Here is a 17,991-nt window from a genome sequence, read left to right on the forward strand (position 1 = left end):
ACATGTCGCCGTCGCGACCCACATTGCGTGAAATCCTCGCCAAAAGCACCCAGTTTCTTACCACGAAGCAAGTAGACTCGCCTCGCCTGAGTGCGGAACTCGTCACCGCGCATGCATTGGGGCTGAATCGACTCGATCTTTTTCTGGATCTGGACAAGCCTCTGAGCGAACCGGAGCTGGCCCGAATTCGTCCGCTCCTGGCGAGGCGGGGAACCGGCGAACCCATGGCTTATATCCTGGGGCGTCGCGAATTCTACGGGCTGGACTTCCATGTCTCTCCCGAAGTGCTGATTCCTCGTCCGGATACCGAGTTGGGTGTCGAGCTTGCACTGAAGCTGTTTGACCGGGAGCAATCCTTTTGTTTTGTCGACGTCGGTACCGGCAGTGGGGCGCTTTGCGTCACTCTGCTTAAACTTTTTCCCCAGGCTCGGGCCGTGGCGACGGATATTTCTTCTGGCGCACTGAACGTCGCGACCGGAAATTTGCGGCGACACGGCGTGGATCACCGCTGCTTACGGATCAGGGGGGACTTGTTGCGGCACGTGAAAGGACGCAGCCTGGATTTGATCGTGGCCAACCTGCCGTATATCGGGGAGAAAGAGGCAAAGAGCCTGAGCCGGGAAGTCGTCGCCTTCGAGCCCAGCCTCGCCCTTTTCGGAGGATTGGAAGGCGATGAACTGTTTCCTCCCCTACTACGTGACGCTCAGGAAGTCCTGGTCAACGGCGGGGTTGTGCTTCTGGAAGTCGGAACGGGTCAGGCGCCGGGCCTTTGTGAGCGAATTCGGGATATGTCGCCCCGATGGGCGGACATCGCGATTCATAAAGATCTCGCGGGTCATGAGCGATATGTCCAGGCCCGGTTGCGATGGTGACGTTCGTGGTTTCAGTGTTGTGAAAAGAAAACGCCATTAGTTGCGAAAGCAACGAATTCTGAAAGGCGGTCGAGAATGAAAGCTAGGTATTTCAGGGTATAACTGAATGTCATGGCGCGGTACGTTCATTGCATGGTCGTGACGCAGAAGGAGTGCGCATGATCTGTCAAAAAACAATTAAAAAATCCATCCAGTGTTCAGGCATCGGCCTGCACAAGGGGCGCAAGGTCCGCCTTGTGTTGCGTCCGGCTGCCGAGGATACCGGGATCGTCTTTGCCTTGCACGGCGAGGACGGTGTTCGCTTCCACAGGCCGTCCGCGGATGCCGTGGTGGAGACGACCATGGCCACGACTCTCGGGTTCGGCGGCCAGAGACTCGCTACCGTGGAGCATCTCCTGGCCGCCGTCCGCGGCTTGGAAATCGACAATTTGTTCGTGGAAGTGGAGGGAGACGAAGTGCCGATCATGGACGGCAGTTCGGCCTCCTTTATTTTTTTGCTTCGTGCGGCCGGTTTTCGGCGTCAGAGCAAGCCTCGAAAGCTGCTGACCCTGAAGAAGCCCATTGAGTTTCAACAGGACGGCAAGTGGATCAAGGCGCGCCCCTCGAAGCGGCTGACCGTGGATTATACCATTAACTTCAATCACCCCATGGTCGGGACGCAGAAGTTTTTCGTGGAGTGCAATCCGGAAACCTTCACCCGGCATGTGGCCAAAGCCAGGACTTTCGGCTTCATGCGCGAGGTCGAATACTTGCGGCGGAACGGATTGGCCTTGGGCGGCTCCCTGGACAACGCTGTGGTGCTGGATGAATACGGCGTGATCAATCCGGAAGGGCTGCGCTATCCCGACGAATTCGTTCGGCACAAGGTGTTGGATTTCATCGGGGATCTTTTCGTTCTCGGAATGCCCATGACCGGCGACTTCGAGGTATATTGCTCCGGCCATGCCCTGAACAACGCCTTTGCCAGATACATCGTGGAGCATCAAGCAGATTATCTGGAAGTCGACGTCTGCGGCGAGCAACCCGTGCCTGCCGAGATCGTTCTGCCCTCGCTGTCCGAGGTCCCTGTGACCTCCCAAGTGTGGAATTAAACCCGTCCCTCCTTTCGTCGTATCAGCGGCGTTTTGCCCCGTTCGATTTCGAACGGGGCTTTTTTTATGGGATTTCGGGCGACTATTGACACTTTTGATCCGTGCTTGGCATTATACCCGCTGGTCAGCACCGACCCGGGCGTATGGTGGTCCGGCGGCTGCCATGCCGGGTCTTCGGCGAAAAATGTAACCGTAGAGATAGCAGTTTTATGGACTCCCATCACTTCCAAAGCATTTTTACACCGCAACGGCTGGAGCGGATTTTTCCTGCGCAACGAAGCACGGATTTTTTCGAGGCCCTGTACGGCGACGCCGACGAAGCGGCTTTTGACGTCAAGTTGGCCTTTAACGGCGATGCGGCGGGTCGGTTGAACTTTCAGTTTCAGTTGGTCCAGCGGCCGGGCAAATGTCTGGCTTGCAACCTGACCTACGGCCTGCCCAAGGTCTTCATTCGTCATCCGGTGATCAACATGACCGGTCTCGTCGCGGACATCGCGGCGGCCTTGGACCTGCCCGCTTCCCGCCTGCAATGGAGCCTGGATCAGACCGAACCCCACCGTCAGGATCTGCACGTTATTCCCCTGCCTATTACGATCCTGCCGGAATAAACCGCCTCGTTCGCTCATTCACCTATTTCATCACCCAGAACGCACTTCAGGCCCCAATCTCGGCCCTTGAGCGTCGCGCCCACGGGACGAACGCGCACCAATTCTCGTGTTGTGAGTGCGCGCGTTTTGCCGTCCGTCTCCCCACCTGCGTTCTCCTCCGGCCCTTCCGACTGTTGGACCAGCTGGCAGGGCACGTAGTATTCGCATTTGCCACGGTGCGGGGCGGTTCCTTCCACCACCATGGTCACCGCGTCGCGCTCGGCCAGAGCGCGGAGAAAGCCTCGACGCTTGGTCCCGGTCAAGGTGCGCAGTTGTCGGGCACGATCCCGGCGAGCCTCCTCCGGCACCTGGTCCAGGCGATCCGCCGCCGGAGTTCCGGGCCGGGGAGAAAAGGGGAAGACGTGGGCGTAGGTCAGGGGTAAGGCGGAGCAGAACTCCAGGGTTTCCCGAAAATGGACATCCTGCTCGCCGGGGAAGCCGGTGAGCAGGTCCGCACCCAGAGCGTAGAGGCCCAGCCGATGCTCCAGTCGGTGGCAGAAGTCCAGGATGGTCTCGGGCTGGTAATGGCCCCGGCCCATGGCCTTCAAGACCGCCGGACTGGCGCTCTGCAGGGAGAGGTGCAGGTGCGGACAAAGCAGCCGCGACCCGGAGATTACGTCCAGGGCCTTGCTTCCCAGCATGGCCGGATCCAGGGAGCTGAGCCGCAGCCTGGCCCGTTGGCCCCACATCGGCGCGAAAGTCCGGTCCAACGTCAGAACAAGGTCCCAGAAGTCGCATCGGGGCTGAAGATCCTGGCCGTAGAGCCGGAGATTGACGCCGATCAAGCTGATCTCCCGGAATCCCGCCGCAAGCAGACGCCGGACCTCTTCGATCACCTCCCCCGGCTCCCGGCTTCGTCCCGGCCCCCTGGCCAGGGGCACGATGCAATAGGTGCAGCCATGCGAACAGCCGTCCTGGACCTTGACCTGGGCCCGGGCACGCCGAAAGTCCGAGACGCCTGCCAACATGTTCACTATGGGCTTTGAGCCGGAGGACAGCTCCTCTGCGGACTGTTGCAGCAACGGCTCCGGTCCTTCCAGAAGTCTTCCTCGATCCTGCGTTCCGATAACCCCGACCACCCCGGGAAGGCCGCGCAACTCCGGACCAAAGGTCTGGGCCGCGCATCCGGTGATTACGATCCGGGCCTTGGGCGCGCTCCGATACAGAGCCGCCGTGGTCTTGCGCAGCTCGGCCACGGCCTTGGCGGTTACGGCGCAGGAATGGATCAGAATCACGTCAGCCTGAACAGCTTCCGCAACCTGTACATGTCCTTGACCAGTCCAGTGCTCCAGAATGACCTGGGATTCGTATTGGTTAACCTTGCAGCCGAACGTGGTCAGGTGGAAGCGCATGATTCGAATGTTCTTCAAAAGGCGAAAGTTCAGGAACTGATCACCCCGCCAGCCAGGACTTGCCCTTCGGCGGAGTAGATCACTCCGATCTGGCCGGGGGCGGCGGGTTCTCGGGGTTCGGGATAGGTCAGGACGAGCGTGTCGGGGCTGGATGATTGCCTTGCTTCCGGGGCCGAACCCAGGCGGGCCGATTCGGGGCGTTGGCGGTAGCGGGTTTGCAGGCGGAGGTCCCGGGGCCAAGCGGTGGTGGGGACGAGGAAATTGATGGATTCCAGGCGGCATGTGTCGCTGAGCAGTCGGGCCCGCTCGCCCACCACCAGGATGTTGGCGGCCATGTCCTTGCGCAGTACGTAGAGCGGCTCGCTCCAGGCCACGTCCAGGCCTTTGCGTTGGCCGATGGTGTACTGCCAGAGGCCCTTGTGCTCGCCCACGGTCTCTCCGCCTTCGAGAACCATGGGGCCGACCGGCGGCAGTTTTGAAAGCCGGGAGGCCAGGAAATCCCGATAGTCGCCTGAAATGAAGCAAACCTCCTGGCTTTCGCCGGGCAGGGGCGGAGCGAGGCCCAGGCGCTCCAGTTCCGGCAGCACGTCCTGCTTGCGGCGGTCGGCCAGAGGGAAGGCGGCCTGGGCAAGCTGGTTCGGGGTGAGCAGGGCCAGGAAATAGCTCTGGTCCTTGGCCGGGTCCGCGCCTCGCCAGAGGCCGGGGCCGTGATCCGTGAGGGTCAGGCGGGCGTAGTGACCAGTGGCCAGGGTTCGAGCACCCTGTTCGCGCACTGCGTCCAGGAGCAGGCCGAACTTGATCCGGGCGTTGCACCAGGCGCAGGGATTGGGCGTGCGGCCTTCCAGATAGCTTTGGATATAGGGCGCGACCACCAGCTCTTCGAACCGGGAGCGCAGGTCCAGGACTTGGAACGGAACATCCAGAATACGGCAGTTTTCCCGCAGTCCGTCCAGGACTTCGGGCGGGGTCGTGTCGGCCAGCTGGGCATGGACCGCGACAAGGTTGCGCTCCCGCCGGAGTAGGGCCAGAGCCATCAGGCTGTCTCGGCCTCCGCTGACGGCAACGGCAACGGTCACGGGGCCTGTTGGGCGATCCCGGTGGGCAGGGGCAGCCGGGGCAGGCGCTGTTCCAGAACATGGCCGACCTGGAGGAGTACATCTTCCCGGAAGGCCGGTCCCAGGATCTGCAACCCCACCGGCAGGCCGCTGCGCTCACCCAAACCAACGGGCAGGCTCAGGCCGGGGAGGCCGGCCAGGTTCAGAGAGATGGTGAAGATGTCGCTCAGGTACATCTGCAGCGGGTCCGCGGTCTTTTCGCCCAGACCGAAGGCCGTGGTGGGTGTGACCGGGCCGCAGATCACGTCGCAGCGTGCAAAGGCCTCCAGGAAGTCCCGCTGGATCAGGCGGCGGATCTGGGCGGCCTTTTTGTAGTAGGCATCGTAGTAGCCCGAGGAGAGCACGTAGGTGCCGAGCATGATGCGGCGCTGGACTTCTTCGCCGAAGCCCTTGCTGCGGGAGTTGCGGTACATCTCGATCAGGTCGCGGGCATCCTTGTCCCGATACCCGTAGCGCACCCCGTCGAACCGGGCCAGGTTGGAGCTGGCTTCGGCGGAGGCCACGATGTAGTAGGCGGCCACGGCATAGGACGTGTGGGGCAGGGTGATCGGGACGCAGGTCGCGCCCAGTTCCTCGGCCAGGTTCATGGCCTGCTTGCAGCGCTGGGCCACGTCCGGTTCCAGGCCGTCCTCGCCCCAGAACTCTTCGGGCATGCCGATGCGCAGGCCGGAAAGGTCGGGCCGCTCGGCCAGCAGGGCCGGGTAGTCCGGCACGGGCAGATCCGCGCAGGTGGAATCCTTGGGATCATGACCGGCGATGACTCGCAGGAGCAGGGCCGCGTCCTCCACGGTCAGGGTCATGGGGCCGATCTGGTCCAGGGAGGAGGCGTAGGCCACAAGGCCGTAGCGGGAGACTCGACCGTAGCTGGGCTTGAGCCCGACTACACCGCAAAAGGCAGCGGGCTGACGGATGGAGCCTCCGGTGTCCGTGCCCAGGGCCGCGAAGCCCATCCGCGCGGCCACGGCCGCGGCTGAACCGCCGCTGGAACCACCGGGAACGGCGCTCAGGTCCCAGGGGTTGGCCGTGGGGTGAAAGGCGGAGTTTTCCGTGGACGAGCCCATGGCGAACTCGTCCATGTTCACCTTGCCCAGGATCACGGCCCCGGCCTCACGCAGCCGGGTTACGACCTCGGCGTCGAAGCAGGGCGTGAAGTCGGCCAGCATCCGCGAACCACAGGTGGTCCGCATGCCGCGAGTGGTCAGCACGTCCTTGAGGGCCAGGGGGACGCCCCACAAGGGTTTGGTTGCCAGGATGTCCGGCGTGGGGCCGACGCGGTCCATTTCCCGGGCCTGGCCCAGGATCTCCTCGTCGGCCCGGGTAAGAAAGGCGCGGAGGGAGGGCTCCAGGGCGTCCATCCGGTCCAGGCAGGACCGGACCACGTCCTCGACCCGGACCTCGCCGACGGCCAGTCGTCGGCGAATCTCGGCCATGGTGTGGAAACAAAGTTCAGACATGCTCTGTCCTTCAGTGGGTATTTTGATTTGTCGAGAACGTGAAGCGGTGATGCGTTTGGGCTGCGAAAATCAACCGACGATTCGAGGGACGATGAAGTAGCTGCCGTCGGTTTCCGGAGCGTTGCCCAGGAGTTCCTCCCGGCTGAATTCCATGCGGACCTCGTCGTTCCGGAACACCGTTTCGTGGGTCACCGGAGAATACAGCGGCTCCACCCCGGAAGTGTCCAGTTCGTTCAGTTTCTGCATATAGCCGAGGATATCGTTGAATTGAGCCGCGAACTGCTCTACTTTCTCCGGCTCCAGGTTCAACCTGGCCAACCCGGCTACTTTTTCTACTTCATCAGTACTGATGCTCATGCGTTCTCCTTGTTCATGCTGCTCACGTTCCGAGTGATTATTCTGATTCGCATCTGGATCAATCTAACACGATGACGGATCGCCGTCCGGGCATCACCTTGCGAACCGCTCCCTGACCCGGTCCAACTGATTCCGTAGCGCCATCGGATCGATGAGGTTCAATCCCTGGCTCGTGGGTTGGAACAGGAAGAGGTCTTGGCGGGCTTGGCCTTGGTCGTTCCAGGAGAGGGGGGCCATGCTCCAGTCGAAATCCGAGAACGCGGCCAGGTGGGCGTTCAGGTGGTCCGGGGAGCTGGTCTGGGCGGTTTGGCTGATCCGGGCGGCAAAGCGGATGAAGTCATAGCCCAGGGCCATCCAGAAATCCGGGGTTTGTTCAGATGCGTGCGCGACTTCAGTCAGGGCGCGAGTCGCGGGCGTCGGGTTGTCCGGCCACCAAGCACCGGGCATCGCGGCCAGGCGGAAGTATTGCAATTCCGTGTGCCGCGGGCGTTGCAGCCAGGCTTGGCTCCAGAGTTCCGGGCCCAGGATCAGCAGGCGCGGCTCGTCGTAGTAGAAGAACTGGGGCAGGAGCACCTCGGCGTCGCTCAGGCTGTCCGGAATGAATACGGCCTGGAACGGGGGCCTGGGGAGGACGGCCCCGTCCTGGCGGCCACGGCGTTGTTGGGCCGGAACTCCCAGCAGCGAGGCCACAGCCTCGCCCCACTCTTCATGTTGGCCGGGCTGATAGCTTTGGTGGCCGGTAATTTGACCGCCCATGCGGATAACTTCCCGTGTGAACATCTCTCCCATGTGCTCGCCGAAGCGGTCTTGGGGAAAGAGCACGGCCAAGCTGGAGATGCCCATTTTGCTCAGGGCCAGGTTGGCCAGGGTGCGGACCTGGTCTTGCGGGCCGGCGAAGAACCGCCATGCCTGTTGGCCCTCCGTGGCTTGGCCCATGGTGGGCATGAAAGTGAAAAAACGGCGCTGGGACGAGAGGTTCGTTCCGTGCAGCCGGTCCCAGGCGTCACGCTGGATCGGACCGCCGATCATCCGGCATTCCGGGGCCATGGTCGACAAGGTCTCCAGAATGTCCGCGGCTTGGGAATTGGCGATCTCCAAGCGCACCGGATAGCCGTTCTTTTCAAGCGCGGCGCGTCCGGCTTCTGCTCCCCGGACCACCTTCCAACCGGTTTCGGCCAGTGGGCCGTCCAAGGGAAGAAGAAGGCCGACGCAGATACCGGGCGTCCCGAAGTGCTCCTGCAATTCGTCGAGGTCCTCGACGAAAGGCCGGGGATCAGTCCACACACCTTGCTGCAGGAGGCGCTGCATGGCCGCCCAGGTCTCAGGCCATTCTCCCGGACGTTGCCGGGCTTCGCGACGGCGCTGTTCCCAGGCGAACACGGAGTTGGGAAAGGCGGTCGACTCCGCGGATGGGACTCGCTCTACAAGCCGTTGGAGCGACGCATCCGGGATTTCCCTGACGATTTGGACCACGACCCGTTCCAGTTCGGCCTTGGCCTGGGCGTCCGGGGCAGCGGCGTGCAGGTCGGCGAAGAGAAGGGGCAAGGGGGCGTAGTCCCTGTGCTGGCGGTATATTTCCGAGAGTCGGATCCCGGCGGAGGACCGCAAGGACCACGGGGATTCCGGTTGCCGCAGGATCTGAAGCAGATAGTCCTCGGCCTGATCCTCCTTGCCCTGCCCCAGCAGGGCAAGGACCCGGTAATCGTGCCAGAACCAGTCCAGGCGCAGTTTCGGGTCCAGCAGGGCCCAGCGGATCAGGGCGTCCTGGGCGCGGACGTAGTCCTGGGTCTGCAGGGAACTGACGGCCAACCGCTCCCAGGCTAGGTCCAGTTGGCGATGATCCAGCGGCTCGGACACCAGGACATCGTAGAGTTGTCGACTGCGTTGGTAGTCCCTGGCCTGCCACGCCGCGTCGGCTTGCAGGAGCAGCCCCTGAACGGTCTCTTCCGCGGGCGGCGGGGCAATGGGGGGCAGGCGTTTCTTCTCAATGCAGCCGCCGGTGAAAAAGACCGGGATGATCAGGAGAAGGATCAGGATTCCGCGTAGAGCAAGTTGGTGAACCATGCAACCGCCTTGAAAAGGAGACTCTGGGGCATCTTGGATATCGGACGAGATAAAGGCAGCGGGCGTCGCGTACAAAAAAAGCCTGACCCGCGTTAACGCGGGTCAGGCTTGAGGTATAGGGATACGGCAAACAGCCTGTCAAGGCGACGGCATCCCGGAGTGCTACTTGACCTCGGTGTAGTCCGCGTCCACGACGTCGTCGTCCTTCTTCGGACCGTCCTGCTGGCCGCCCGGCTGCGCTCCAGGCTGGGGACCGGCTTGGCCGCCCTGTTCTCCACCGCTTTTCTGGGCGTAGAGTTGTTCGGCCAGCTTGTGCGAAGCCTGGGCCAACTCCTCGGAAGCACGGCGGATTTCAGCTTCGTCGTCGCCTTCCATGAGCTTCTTCAGGCTTTCGATCTTGGTTTCGATTTCGCCGCGCAGCACGGAGTCCAACTTGTCGCCCAGGTCGTTGATGGACTTCTCCGTGGCGTAAATCAGGGAGTCAGCGTGGTTGCGGGCTTCGATGAGCTGCTGTTTCTTCTTGTCCTCGTCCGCGTGGGTCTCGGCGTCCCTGACCAGGTTCTGGATTTCGTCCTCGGACAGGCCGCTGGAAGCGGTGATCCGGATGGACTGCTCCTTGCCCGTGCCCAGGTCCTTGGCCGAGACGTTGACGATCCCGTTGGCGTCGATGTCAAAGGCCACCTCCACCTGGGGCATGCCCCGGGGAGCGGGCGGGATGCCGGTCAACTCGAAGCGGCCCAGGGTTTTGTTGTCCCCGGCCATGGGCCGTTCGCCCTGGAGCACGTGAATGGAAACCGAAGGCTGGTTGTCCGCGGCCGTGGTGAAGACCTGGCTCTTGCGGGTCGGGATGGTGGTGTTGCGCTCGATGAGCTTGGTGCAGACTCCTCCCAGGGTTTCGATGCCCAAAGACAGCGGGGTGACGTCCAACAGCAAGACGTCCTTGACGTCCCCGGCCAGAATTCCGCCCTGAATGGCCGCGCCCATGGCCACGACCTCGTCCGGATTCACGCCCTTGTGCGGTTCGCGTCCAAAAAAGTCCTGGACTTTTTTCTGCACCAGGGGCATCCGGGTCATCCCGCCGACCAGGATCACCTCGTCGATGTCCGAGGTCTTCAGTCCGGCGTCGGCCAGGGCCTTTTTGCAGGGCTCAATGGTTCGGTCCACCAGGTCTTCCACCAACTTGTCCAGCTTGGCCCGGGAGAGCTTGATCAGCAGGTGTTTGGGGCCGTTCTGGTCCGCAGTGATGAAGGGCAGGTTGATTTCCGTCTCCATGGAGGTGGAGAGTTCCTTCTTGGCCTTTTCTCCGGCTTCCTTGAGCCGCTGCAGAGCCATGCGGTCCTTGGACAGATCAATTCCGTTGTCCCGCTTGAATTCGCTGACGAGGTAATCGATAACCCGGTGGTCGAAGTCCTCGCCGCCAAGAAAGGTGTCGCCGTTGGTGGCCCGGACTTCAACGACGTTGTCGCCGACTTCCAGAATGGAAATGTCGAAGGTCCCGCCGCCCAGGTCGAACACGGCGACCTTTTCGTTCTTTTTCTTGTCAAAGCCGTAGGCCAGGGAGGCCGCGGTGGGCTCGTTGATGATCCGCTTGACTTCCAGTCCGGCGATCCGTCCGGCGTCCTTGGTGGCCTGGCGCTGGCTGTCGTTGAAGTAGGCCGGAACGGTGATTACGGCCTCGGTCACGGTTTCGCCCAGATAGGCTTCGGCGTCGGACTTCAGCTTCTGCAGGATCATCGCCGAAATTTCCGGAGCGCTGTACTTCTTGCCGTTGATGTCCACGTAGGAATCGCCGTTGCTCCCTTCGACGATCTTGTACGGGCAACTATCCTTCCAGGACGTGATTTCCTTGGCGTCGAAACGACGGCCCATCAGTCGCTTGATGGCGAATACGGTCTTTTCCGGGTTGGTGACGGCTTGGCGCTTGGCAATCTCACCGACCAGCCGTTCCTTGTCGGTGAAGGCCACGATGGACGGAGTGGTTCGTCCGCCTTCGGGGTTGGTGATGCATTTGGGCTCCTTGCCCTCCATCACATAGACGCAACTATTCGTCGTTCCCAGATCGATACCGATGATTTTTCCCATGTTTTTGATTCCTCCTGAACGCAATGGATATTTTTCGATCAAGTTAAGGTTGATTGTCCGCTTGTAAAGGGGCGGATGAAAAAATTATACGGCGCACTCCATACTGACCAGCACTTTGGCCGGACGGAGCAGCCGTCCTTTGAGGCGATAGCCTTTTTGAACCACGTGGCAGACCTTGCCGGGCTCAAAGTCCGGATGCGGCTGCTGGGCCAAGGCTTCGTGCCAATTGGGGTCGAAGTCCTCGCCGGATTGGCCCAGAGGCTCCAACTCGTGGCGGGCGAGAATGTCCAGAAACAGTTTGCGGGTCATTTCCACCCCGCTGAGCAGCTCCTTGCTCGTGCCGGTCTTTCCGCCGTGCTCCAGGGCCAGGTCCAGGTTGTCCAGGATCGGCAACAGGTCTTCCAGCACGGATTCCGTGGCGAATTTGCAAAAGTCGTCCTTTTCCCGTTGCAAGCGCTTCTTCAGGTTTTCAGTGTCCGCGGCCATGCGCAGTTTTTCATCCTGGACCTGAGCCAAAAGTCGACAGTTGGGACAGACTTTTTCCTCGCACAGCCGGGTCAGCTGCTCCTCATCGATCATATCGGCAGTCATTTTCGGCGTTCCGGTCTCCTCCGATCCGTTCGCGACATCCTCGACATCAATGTTCTCGCCCACGGTATGGTCCGCCCGATGTGCCGCCTCGGCATAGGGATTATTCTTTTGAGACATGTTCTCCTCCTTGCGTATCCAGGACCCTTTATTAGGGCCCTTAAAATCGATTTCTCAAGAGCTGGCTGATCACCTGGGCCGTGAATTCGACCAGAGGGACAACCTTGGCGTAGTCCATGCGGATCGGGCCGATGATGCCCACCACTCCCAGGGGGTCGTCCTGTCCCAGGTAGGGAGAGGAAATCAGCGTGAATTCCTGCAAGCCTTCCTGATCGTCTTCGCGCCCGAAGATGATGGAAATACCATCGGGCTTGGCCACCTTGTCCAACAGTTCCAGCAGTTGGGTGCGTTCCTCCAGCATGCGCAGCAGTTCCTGAAGCTTGGCCGGGTTGGCGAACTCCGGGTGGGTAAAGAAGTTCACCGTGCCCTCGACATAGACTTCCCGCTCGTTTCCGCCGGAGAACACCTGCTGGGCCAGGACCAGGGCCTGTTGACTGACGGCCTGATACTCACGCTGGACCGCGTCCATTTCCTGGAGCAGCTTGGTCCGGACCTGGGCCAGGGTCCGGCCTTGGAACAACTGATTCAGATAATTGCTGTACGTGACCAGATCGTCCGTGCCCAACTCGGGCTCCACGGAGACGATCTTGTTGCGGACGATGCCGCCCTCCACCACCAGAATGGCCATGGCCAGGCCGGGCTTGAGCAGGATGAAGTCGATGTGCTTGAAGCCGATGTTCGTGGCCTTGGGCGCCAGGACCATGCTCACCTGCCGGGTGTAGGCCGACAGGAGCCGGGAGGCGTTGCGCAGCAGTTCGGAGACATCCCGCCTGTCGTCGCCCATGTGCTCGGTGAGCTGGGTCCGCTCCTCCGGGGTGAGCGGGTGATATTTCAATAGGGTGTCCACGTAAAAGCGGAAGCCATGCGCCGAGGGTATCCGTCCGGCCGAGGTGTGAGGCTGTTCCAGATAGCCCTTGTCCGTCAGGTCGGCCATGATGTTGCGGATGCTGGCCGGGCTGAGGTTCAGATTGGATTTTTTGGCGATGGTCCGGGACCCCACGGGCGCGGCCGTCTGGATGTAATCCTCGATGAGCGTCGTCAAAACGCCGATTTCGCGTGGCTGAAGTTCCATGGTGGTATCCTGTCTAGCACTCGATAAGAGAGAGTGCTAGACCCCATAAATATGCCGGAAGGTTCTGTCAAGGAAGGAGGGGGCGATACTCACCCGCTATCTGAATCGGTATCGAAAACGAAATCGTGATCGAAATCGAACCTTATGTCCAAGAAGATTTCGTAATCACGGAGTGATGCACAGCATTCTTAATTCCAGGTTCAATTCCGATTCGATAGCGATTTCGAGGGCATGGGCCGATGCAGGCGTGAAACGCCGCTCCATTACCTGCATCAGCAGACGTGGCAAAACACATATTCCCGCAGCCCGTGCAGCCAGGGGCGGGGCTTGACACCGGTAAGCGCGGTGAAGGATTCGCTGTTCAGTACGGAATAGGCCGGGCGGCGGGCTTTTTGCGGATATTGGTCCGAGGTGATGGGGTGGACGTCGCATTGCAGGCCCATGGCTTGCACGGCGGAAGCGGCCAGTTCGCACCAGGAGGCGCAACCGCCGTTCACGAGATGAAATATCCCGGTCCCCCCGGCTTTGAGCAATTCCACGGAATATTCGGCCAGGTCCGGGGTGTAGGTCGGAGAGCCGATCTGATCGTGGACCACGTTCAAGGAGGCGCGCTGGGAGGCTAGGGTGAGAATCTTGCTCACGAAGTTGGACCGTCCCGGTCCGAAGAGCCAAGCCGTGCGGACGATGCTCAATCGGTCCAGAGCCAGTTCCCGCAGCGCGTTCTCTCCGGCCAGTTTGGTCTTGCCGTAGACGCACAGCGGATTGACGGCGTCGTCGGGCTGGTACGGCTCGCAGCCCTGGCCGTCGAAGACAAAGTCCGTGCTGTAATGTACCAACTGGATGCCGCGCTGCTTGGCCAGGCGACCGAGCTTGACGGGCAGGAGTTTGTTCACCTGCATGGCCAGTTCCGGCTCGTCCTCGGCCAAGTCCACCTGGGTGTAGGCCACGGTGTTGCAGATCACGTCCGGCTCGTGGCGGTCCAAGAAAGCGGCGAGTTGATCCGTGTCGAAGAGATCTACGTCTTCCCGGCCCACGGGCAGCGCGGTCCAGTCGGCCTTGGTCAGGGCGGCGCAGAGGGACTGGCCCAAAAGCCCGGTCTTGCCGCCTAGGACCATGACGGTTCGCGGTGTCTGGTATGCGCGGGAATCAGTTTGCTCGTTCATCGCCGCTCTCCGTACCAGGCGTCCATGAAGTCTCGGTAGCTGCCGTCCTGAATCCTGCGCAGCCATTCCCGGTTGTCCTCGTACCACTGGATGGTTTCCTGAAGCCCTTGTTCAAAGGTGACGGACGGGGCAAATCCCAGCTCACGGGCGGACAGGGAGAAGTCCATGGCGTAGCGTCGGTCGTGACCGGGCCGGTCCTGGACAGAGCGAATCAGGGAGTGGGGCTTGCCCAGCAGGTTCAGGATGGCCGTGACTACCTGGATGTTGGTGCGTTCGGCGTCGCCGCCGAAATTGTAGACCTCCCCGGGGCGGCCCCGGTCCATGGCCAACTCCACGCCGCGGCAATGGTCCAGGACGTGAATCCAGTCCCGGACGTTGGCTCCGTCGCCGTAGACCGGCAAGGGCTTGTCTTCCCAGGCCAGGGTGATCATCAGCGGGATCAGCTTCTCTGGAAACTGGAACGGGCCATAGTTGTTGGAGCAGCGGGTGATCACCGTGGGCAGGCCGTAGGTCTCGTGATAGGCCCGGACCAGCAAATCCGCCGAGGCCTTGGACGCGGAGTAGGGACTGTTGGGGGCCAGGGGCGTATCCTCGGTGAACAGGCCCTCCGGGCCGAGGGTTCCGTAGACCTCGTCCGTGGAAACCTGTAAAAACAATTCGATTCCCGCTTTGCGGGAGGCCTCCAGCAGATTGTGCGTTCCCTGAATGTTCGTGGTGATGAACGGCGAGGAATCGTGGATGGAACGGTCCACATGGGACTCCGCCGCGAAATTGAGCACGGCCTGGATCCGGTGTTCGGCCAAAAGTCGGGGAACCAACTCCGGATCGGCGATGTCTCCATGGACGAAAACATACCGGGAGTCCTGACCTTGTTCCAGGGGCAGCAGGTTCATCCGGTTTCCGGCGTAGGTCAACTTGTCCAGGTTGACGACGAGCAGATCCTTGCGGCGCTCCATCAGGGACAGGATGAAGTTGGAGGCGATGAATCCACATCCTCCGGTGACCAGAATGCGGCTGAGACGGCGTTGCATGCGTGATCCTCTTGAATATGTGCGGGCACCGAGGTTCCCAAAACCCCCGGATGTCCTTTAAGCGTAAATGTTGAGCGACTGCCGTAAGAAAATTTTTTGGTCGCGGGCAAAGGCGTGAGCTTGTAGCCCCGGCCCGCGGCAAAGGTCAAATATCGGTTCGGGAGCCGGTCAACCCCGTCAGGGTCTGGAGCACTTCGACCATCAGGTGTTTGTCACGGGGCAGGACCTTGTCGATGGCCACGTTTCGCGGGACGGTTTCCGGGTTGCTGGTCAGGAGGATGAAGGGGATTTTGGCGTTGCGGCCCTGGGAGGCGCGGATGGCCGCGACCACGGCCACGCCGTTGAGCCGGACCAGTTCACGGGCCAGGACGGCGACCTGGAATTTGTGACGCATCAGCAGTTCGATGGCCGCGATTCCGTCGTCCACCATGGTGATCTGGACGGGCTGGTCCGCCAGGGCCTTGCGCAGGACCTGCTGCATGATGTTCGAGGGTTCGGCCATCAGCACTTCAATACGCCGTTGTTTCTCCGGTTCCCGCAAGCGTTCCAGCTCAGCTTCCAGGGACGCATAGTCCGGATCGTCCTCGCCGGCCACCTGTTGCACTTTGCGCAGCAGATCAATGTAGGCCAGGGACTTGGAAATGCAGTTGTCGCTGAAATCGCACGCCCCGGAGGCTTCGGTAAGAAGGTTTTCGAATTGGTGGCAAATAGCGGTGATGATGTGCAGGCCATGGGTTCCGCCAGAGCCTTTGAGGCTGTGCACGCCGCGATACAGTTCCTCGAAAACGTCGCGGTCGACGGGGGTCCGTTCCAGTTGGATGATCTTTTGCTCCAGGCGATCGCAACGCTCTCCCATTTCGTTTAAAAATGCCCGCCGCATCTGCCGCAGCAGGGCTTCAATCTTGTCCATGTTTATGCGTCCTTTTGCATAGCGCCGCCGAGATGAATACGGTCCCGGCCGCTGCGTTTAGCGTCATACAAGGCCTCGTCCGCGGCCACGAGCATGGCCGAAGCGTCCGGATACTCCTCGGCCATGACCGCTCCAGCACTCAGGGTCACGGTAAAATCTTCGTTTTCGGCGGTAAACCGGATTTCCTTAAAGCGTTTACGAATGTCGTCCAGCAGCTCTCGAGCCGCTTCGGGTTCACACCGGGGCAGGACCACGGCAAATTCCTCCCCTCCGTACCGTCCGATGCCGTCGGTCTTGCGCAAGCGTTGTTTCAGGAGATGGGCAAGGGCCTTGATCACTTGGTCGCCCACAACGTGTCCGTAGGTGTCATTGACTTTTTTGAAGTGATCGATGTCCAACATGGCCACGCACAGGGACGTCCGTTCGCGCTTGGTTCGGGCAAATTCCAGGGCGATCTGTTCCTTGATGCGAGAGTGCTTGAGCAGGCCGGTCAGGCTGTCCTTGACCATCAGTTCCGTGAGCTGACGCATTCGGGCGGCCCGGACCGAGATCGCTGCGGCCAGGTGGTGGTCGGAGATGGGTTTGGTCAGAAAATCGTCCCCTCCGCTGCTTAAGGCCGAAAGTTGTCGGTCCTTGTCCGTCTCCGCGGAGAGGTAGATGATGGGCATGCTCACCCATTCTTCATGCATCCGGATCACTCGGGCCAGGTCCATCCCGGTATAACCGGGCATGGCCACGTCCATGAGGATCAATTCCGGCTGGAATTCCCGCAAAACGTGCAGAATGCCCTGGGGTTCGCTCAGGGTCCTGGCTTCCATTCCGTCCGCTTTCAGCACCAGTGCGTAGTGCTTTGCCAACTCCTCGTCGTCGTCCACGATCAGCAGGCGATAGGGAATGTCTTGCTTGCGACGAATGGACTGCTCGACTCGGTCGATGAGTTTGGGGATATCCACCGGCTTGGGAAAGAACCCTTCAGCCCCGATGCGGGCGGCTTGGACCCGGATATCAAAGGTGTCCCGGTCGGAGAGAAAAATGATCGGCCGCCCCAGGTCCGTGAATTCCGGGGAAAGGACTACCTGTTCGATGGTGTTCAGGCCGTTTGATTCAAAGGCCACGTCCAGGATTATAACATCCGGCTTCCGGTGGTGGAGGGATTGGGCCGCCTCAGCCAGCAAGGTATAGCGATGAATCACGTAACCGAAGTGCCCGAAGATTCGCTTCAATTCCTGGGCCAACGGTTCTTCGTCCTCCACCAGGCATACCACGACTTCGCCGTTTATTTTCGAAGGACGGTCCGTCGTTTGCGCGGCGTCGTCGGAAGGTTCTTCAACGGGCTGATGTTCCGTCAGGTATCCGCGCAGAGCATGCACGTCGCGACGGAGATCATGTAGGTCTTGCGCCGGAGGCATTGTCGGCCGGGAATTTTGCACCCAACCTTGAAGACGGACTTCAAGGCTTCTGGCTGCCGAGCCCAATTCCGGGAAGCCAAAGGTACCGGCGGAACCGGCCATTTTGTGCAGGGCGCGTAGCATTTCCTCCAGGTGAGGAGCCGTGTCGGAATCCGAGGCCAGGGCGTCGGCCAGTCGCTCTAGTTGTGGAATCTCGCTGTCCAGGCGCTGGCGGAACATGTCTCGCAAGGCTTGCAACTGGTCTGCTATGGCCGACGATTTATCCTCACTCATTTTTCCGTTCCCAGATCGCACGCACCTCGTCGGCCAGTTTCATGGGGTCGAAGGGCTTGGCGATTACTCCCCGAGCCCCGAGGGCCAAGTACTCGGAAACTTCTCCCGGCTGGACCTTAGCGGTCATGAAGACCACGGGAGTGTGCTCCAGGTCTGGCAGTTTTCTCAATTCACCCATGGTTGTCGGACCGTCCATGCCCGGCATCATCACGTCCATCAAGATCAGGTCCGGAACGAACGTCCGCACGGTCTCCAGCGCATCCCGGCCGGAGGAACAAACCTTCAAGGTAAAGCCACCGACCATCTCCAGGGCGATCTGAGCCACGGCCTGGATGTCCGGTTCGTCTTCCACGTAGAGAATGTTTTGGAGGGTGCTCATTTGTTGTGTGGG

General features: G+C 61.0%; 16 protein-coding genes. 3 read left to right on the forward strand and 13 right to left on the reverse strand.

Annotated elements, in window-relative coordinates; translation table 11 throughout:
* Window positions 1–2: 2 nt before the first annotated feature.
* The 3 genes from prmC to AC559A_RS14650 all read left to right on the forward strand — a co-directional run bounded on the left by prmC (window position 3) and on the right by AC559A_RS14650 (window position 2,571).
* Window positions 3–872: a peptide chain release factor N(5)-glutamine methyltransferase gene (gene prmC / locus AC559A_RS14640; RefSeq protein ID WP_498818472.1), complete on the forward strand. Its 870-nt coding sequence runs from the start codon at window positions 3–5 to the stop codon at window positions 870–872.
* A gap of 161 nt (window positions 873–1,033) precedes the next feature.
* The gene (gene lpxC, locus AC559A_RS14645) at window positions 1,034–1,963 is read left to right on the forward strand and encodes a UDP-3-O-acyl-N-acetylglucosamine deacetylase (RefSeq protein WP_498818506.1); all 930 of its coding nucleotides are present in this window, start codon (window positions 1,034–1,036) and stop codon (window positions 1,961–1,963) included.
* Between the two features lie 209 nt (window positions 1,964–2,172).
* A complete protein-coding gene (locus tag AC559A_RS14650; RefSeq protein ID WP_498818473.1) occupies window positions 2,173–2,571 on the forward strand; it encodes a pancreas/duodenum homeobox protein 1 in 399 nt (132 codons plus the stop codon).
* 14 nt (window positions 2,572–2,585) lie between these two features.
* Here the strand turns inward: AC559A_RS14650 and AC559A_RS14655 are convergent, their stop codons facing one another.
* The 13 genes from AC559A_RS14655 to AC559A_RS14715 all read right to left on the reverse strand — a co-directional run bounded on the left by AC559A_RS14655 (window position 2,586) and on the right by AC559A_RS14715 (window position 17,979).
* Window positions 2,586–3,962, reverse strand: coding sequence for a MiaB/RimO family radical SAM methylthiotransferase (locus AC559A_RS14655; protein ID WP_498818474.1), 1,377 nt, complete (start codon window positions 3,960–3,962; stop codon window positions 2,586–2,588).
* Between the two features lie 29 nt (window positions 3,963–3,991).
* Window positions 3,992–5,038: a tRNA 2-thiouridine(34) synthase MnmA gene (gene mnmA / locus AC559A_RS14660; protein ID WP_498818475.1), complete on the reverse strand. Its 1,047-nt coding sequence runs from the start codon at window positions 5,036–5,038 to the stop codon at window positions 3,992–3,994.
* On the reverse strand, window positions 5,035–6,531 hold the full coding sequence (gene gatA, locus AC559A_RS14665; protein WP_498818476.1) for an Asp-tRNA(Asn)/Glu-tRNA(Gln) amidotransferase subunit GatA: 1,497 nt from the start codon (window positions 6,529–6,531) through the stop codon (window positions 5,035–5,037). Before gatA ends, mnmA begins: the two co-directional genes overlap by 4 nt.
* 69 nt (window positions 6,532–6,600) lie before the next feature.
* Window positions 6,601–6,888: an Asp-tRNA(Asn)/Glu-tRNA(Gln) amidotransferase subunit GatC gene (gene gatC, locus AC559A_RS14670; RefSeq protein WP_498818477.1), complete on the reverse strand. Its 288-nt coding sequence runs from the start codon at window positions 6,886–6,888 to the stop codon at window positions 6,601–6,603.
* Window positions 6,889–6,981: 93 nt separating this feature from the next.
* Window positions 6,982–8,952 (reverse strand): hypothetical protein, encoded by a 1,971-nt coding sequence (locus tag AC559A_RS14675; RefSeq protein WP_498818478.1) that lies wholly within the window; start codon window positions 8,950–8,952, stop codon window positions 6,982–6,984.
* A 162-nt stretch (window positions 8,953–9,114) separates the two neighbouring features.
* Window positions 9,115–11,034 carry a molecular chaperone DnaK gene (gene dnaK, locus AC559A_RS14680; RefSeq protein ID WP_028573241.1) on the reverse strand — a complete coding sequence of 640 codons (1,920 nt, stop codon included), beginning with the start codon at window positions 11,032–11,034 and terminating at the stop codon, window positions 9,115–9,117.
* A gap of 84 nt (window positions 11,035–11,118) precedes the next feature.
* Window positions 11,119–11,742 (reverse strand): nucleotide exchange factor GrpE, encoded by a 624-nt coding sequence (grpE, locus tag AC559A_RS14685; protein ID WP_051434758.1) that lies wholly within the window; start codon window positions 11,740–11,742, stop codon window positions 11,119–11,121.
* Window positions 11,743–11,782: 40 nt separating this feature from the next.
* A complete protein-coding gene (gene hrcA / locus AC559A_RS14690) occupies window positions 11,783–12,814 on the reverse strand; it encodes a heat-inducible transcriptional repressor HrcA (RefSeq protein WP_028573242.1) in 1,032 nt (343 codons plus the stop codon).
* A 272-nt stretch (window positions 12,815–13,086) separates the two neighbouring features.
* Window positions 13,087–13,977 carry a dTDP-4-dehydrorhamnose reductase gene (gene rfbD / locus AC559A_RS14695; RefSeq protein WP_498818479.1) on the reverse strand — a complete coding sequence of 297 codons (891 nt, stop codon included), beginning with the start codon at window positions 13,975–13,977 and terminating at the stop codon, window positions 13,087–13,089.
* A complete protein-coding gene (gene rfbB, locus AC559A_RS14700) occupies window positions 13,974–15,008 on the reverse strand; it encodes a dTDP-glucose 4,6-dehydratase (protein WP_498818480.1) in 1,035 nt (344 codons plus the stop codon). The genes rfbD and rfbB overlap by 4 nt, the downstream gene beginning before the upstream one ends.
* A gap of 145 nt (window positions 15,009–15,153) precedes the next feature.
* Window positions 15,154–15,918 carry a response regulator gene (locus tag AC559A_RS14705; RefSeq protein ID WP_498818481.1) on the reverse strand — a complete coding sequence of 255 codons (765 nt, stop codon included), beginning with the start codon at window positions 15,916–15,918 and terminating at the stop codon, window positions 15,154–15,156.
* Window positions 15,919–15,920: 2 nt separating this feature from the next.
* Complete coding sequence (locus tag AC559A_RS14710) at window positions 15,921–17,600, reverse strand: GGDEF domain-containing response regulator (protein ID WP_498818482.1); 1,680 nt, start codon at window positions 17,598–17,600, stop codon at window positions 15,921–15,923.
* The gene (locus AC559A_RS14715; RefSeq protein ID WP_498818483.1) at window positions 17,593–17,979 is read right to left on the reverse strand and encodes a response regulator; all 387 of its coding nucleotides are present in this window, start codon (window positions 17,977–17,979) and stop codon (window positions 17,593–17,595) included. The genes AC559A_RS14710 and AC559A_RS14715 overlap by 8 nt, the downstream gene beginning before the upstream one ends.
* Between the last annotated feature and the right edge of the window lie 12 nt (window positions 17,980–17,991).

This window comes from Desulfonatronum zhilinae, assembly GCF_900182865.1.
Classification (GTDB): Bacteria; Desulfobacterota; Desulfovibrionia; order Desulfovibrionales; family Desulfonatronaceae; genus Desulfonatronum; species Desulfonatronum lacustre.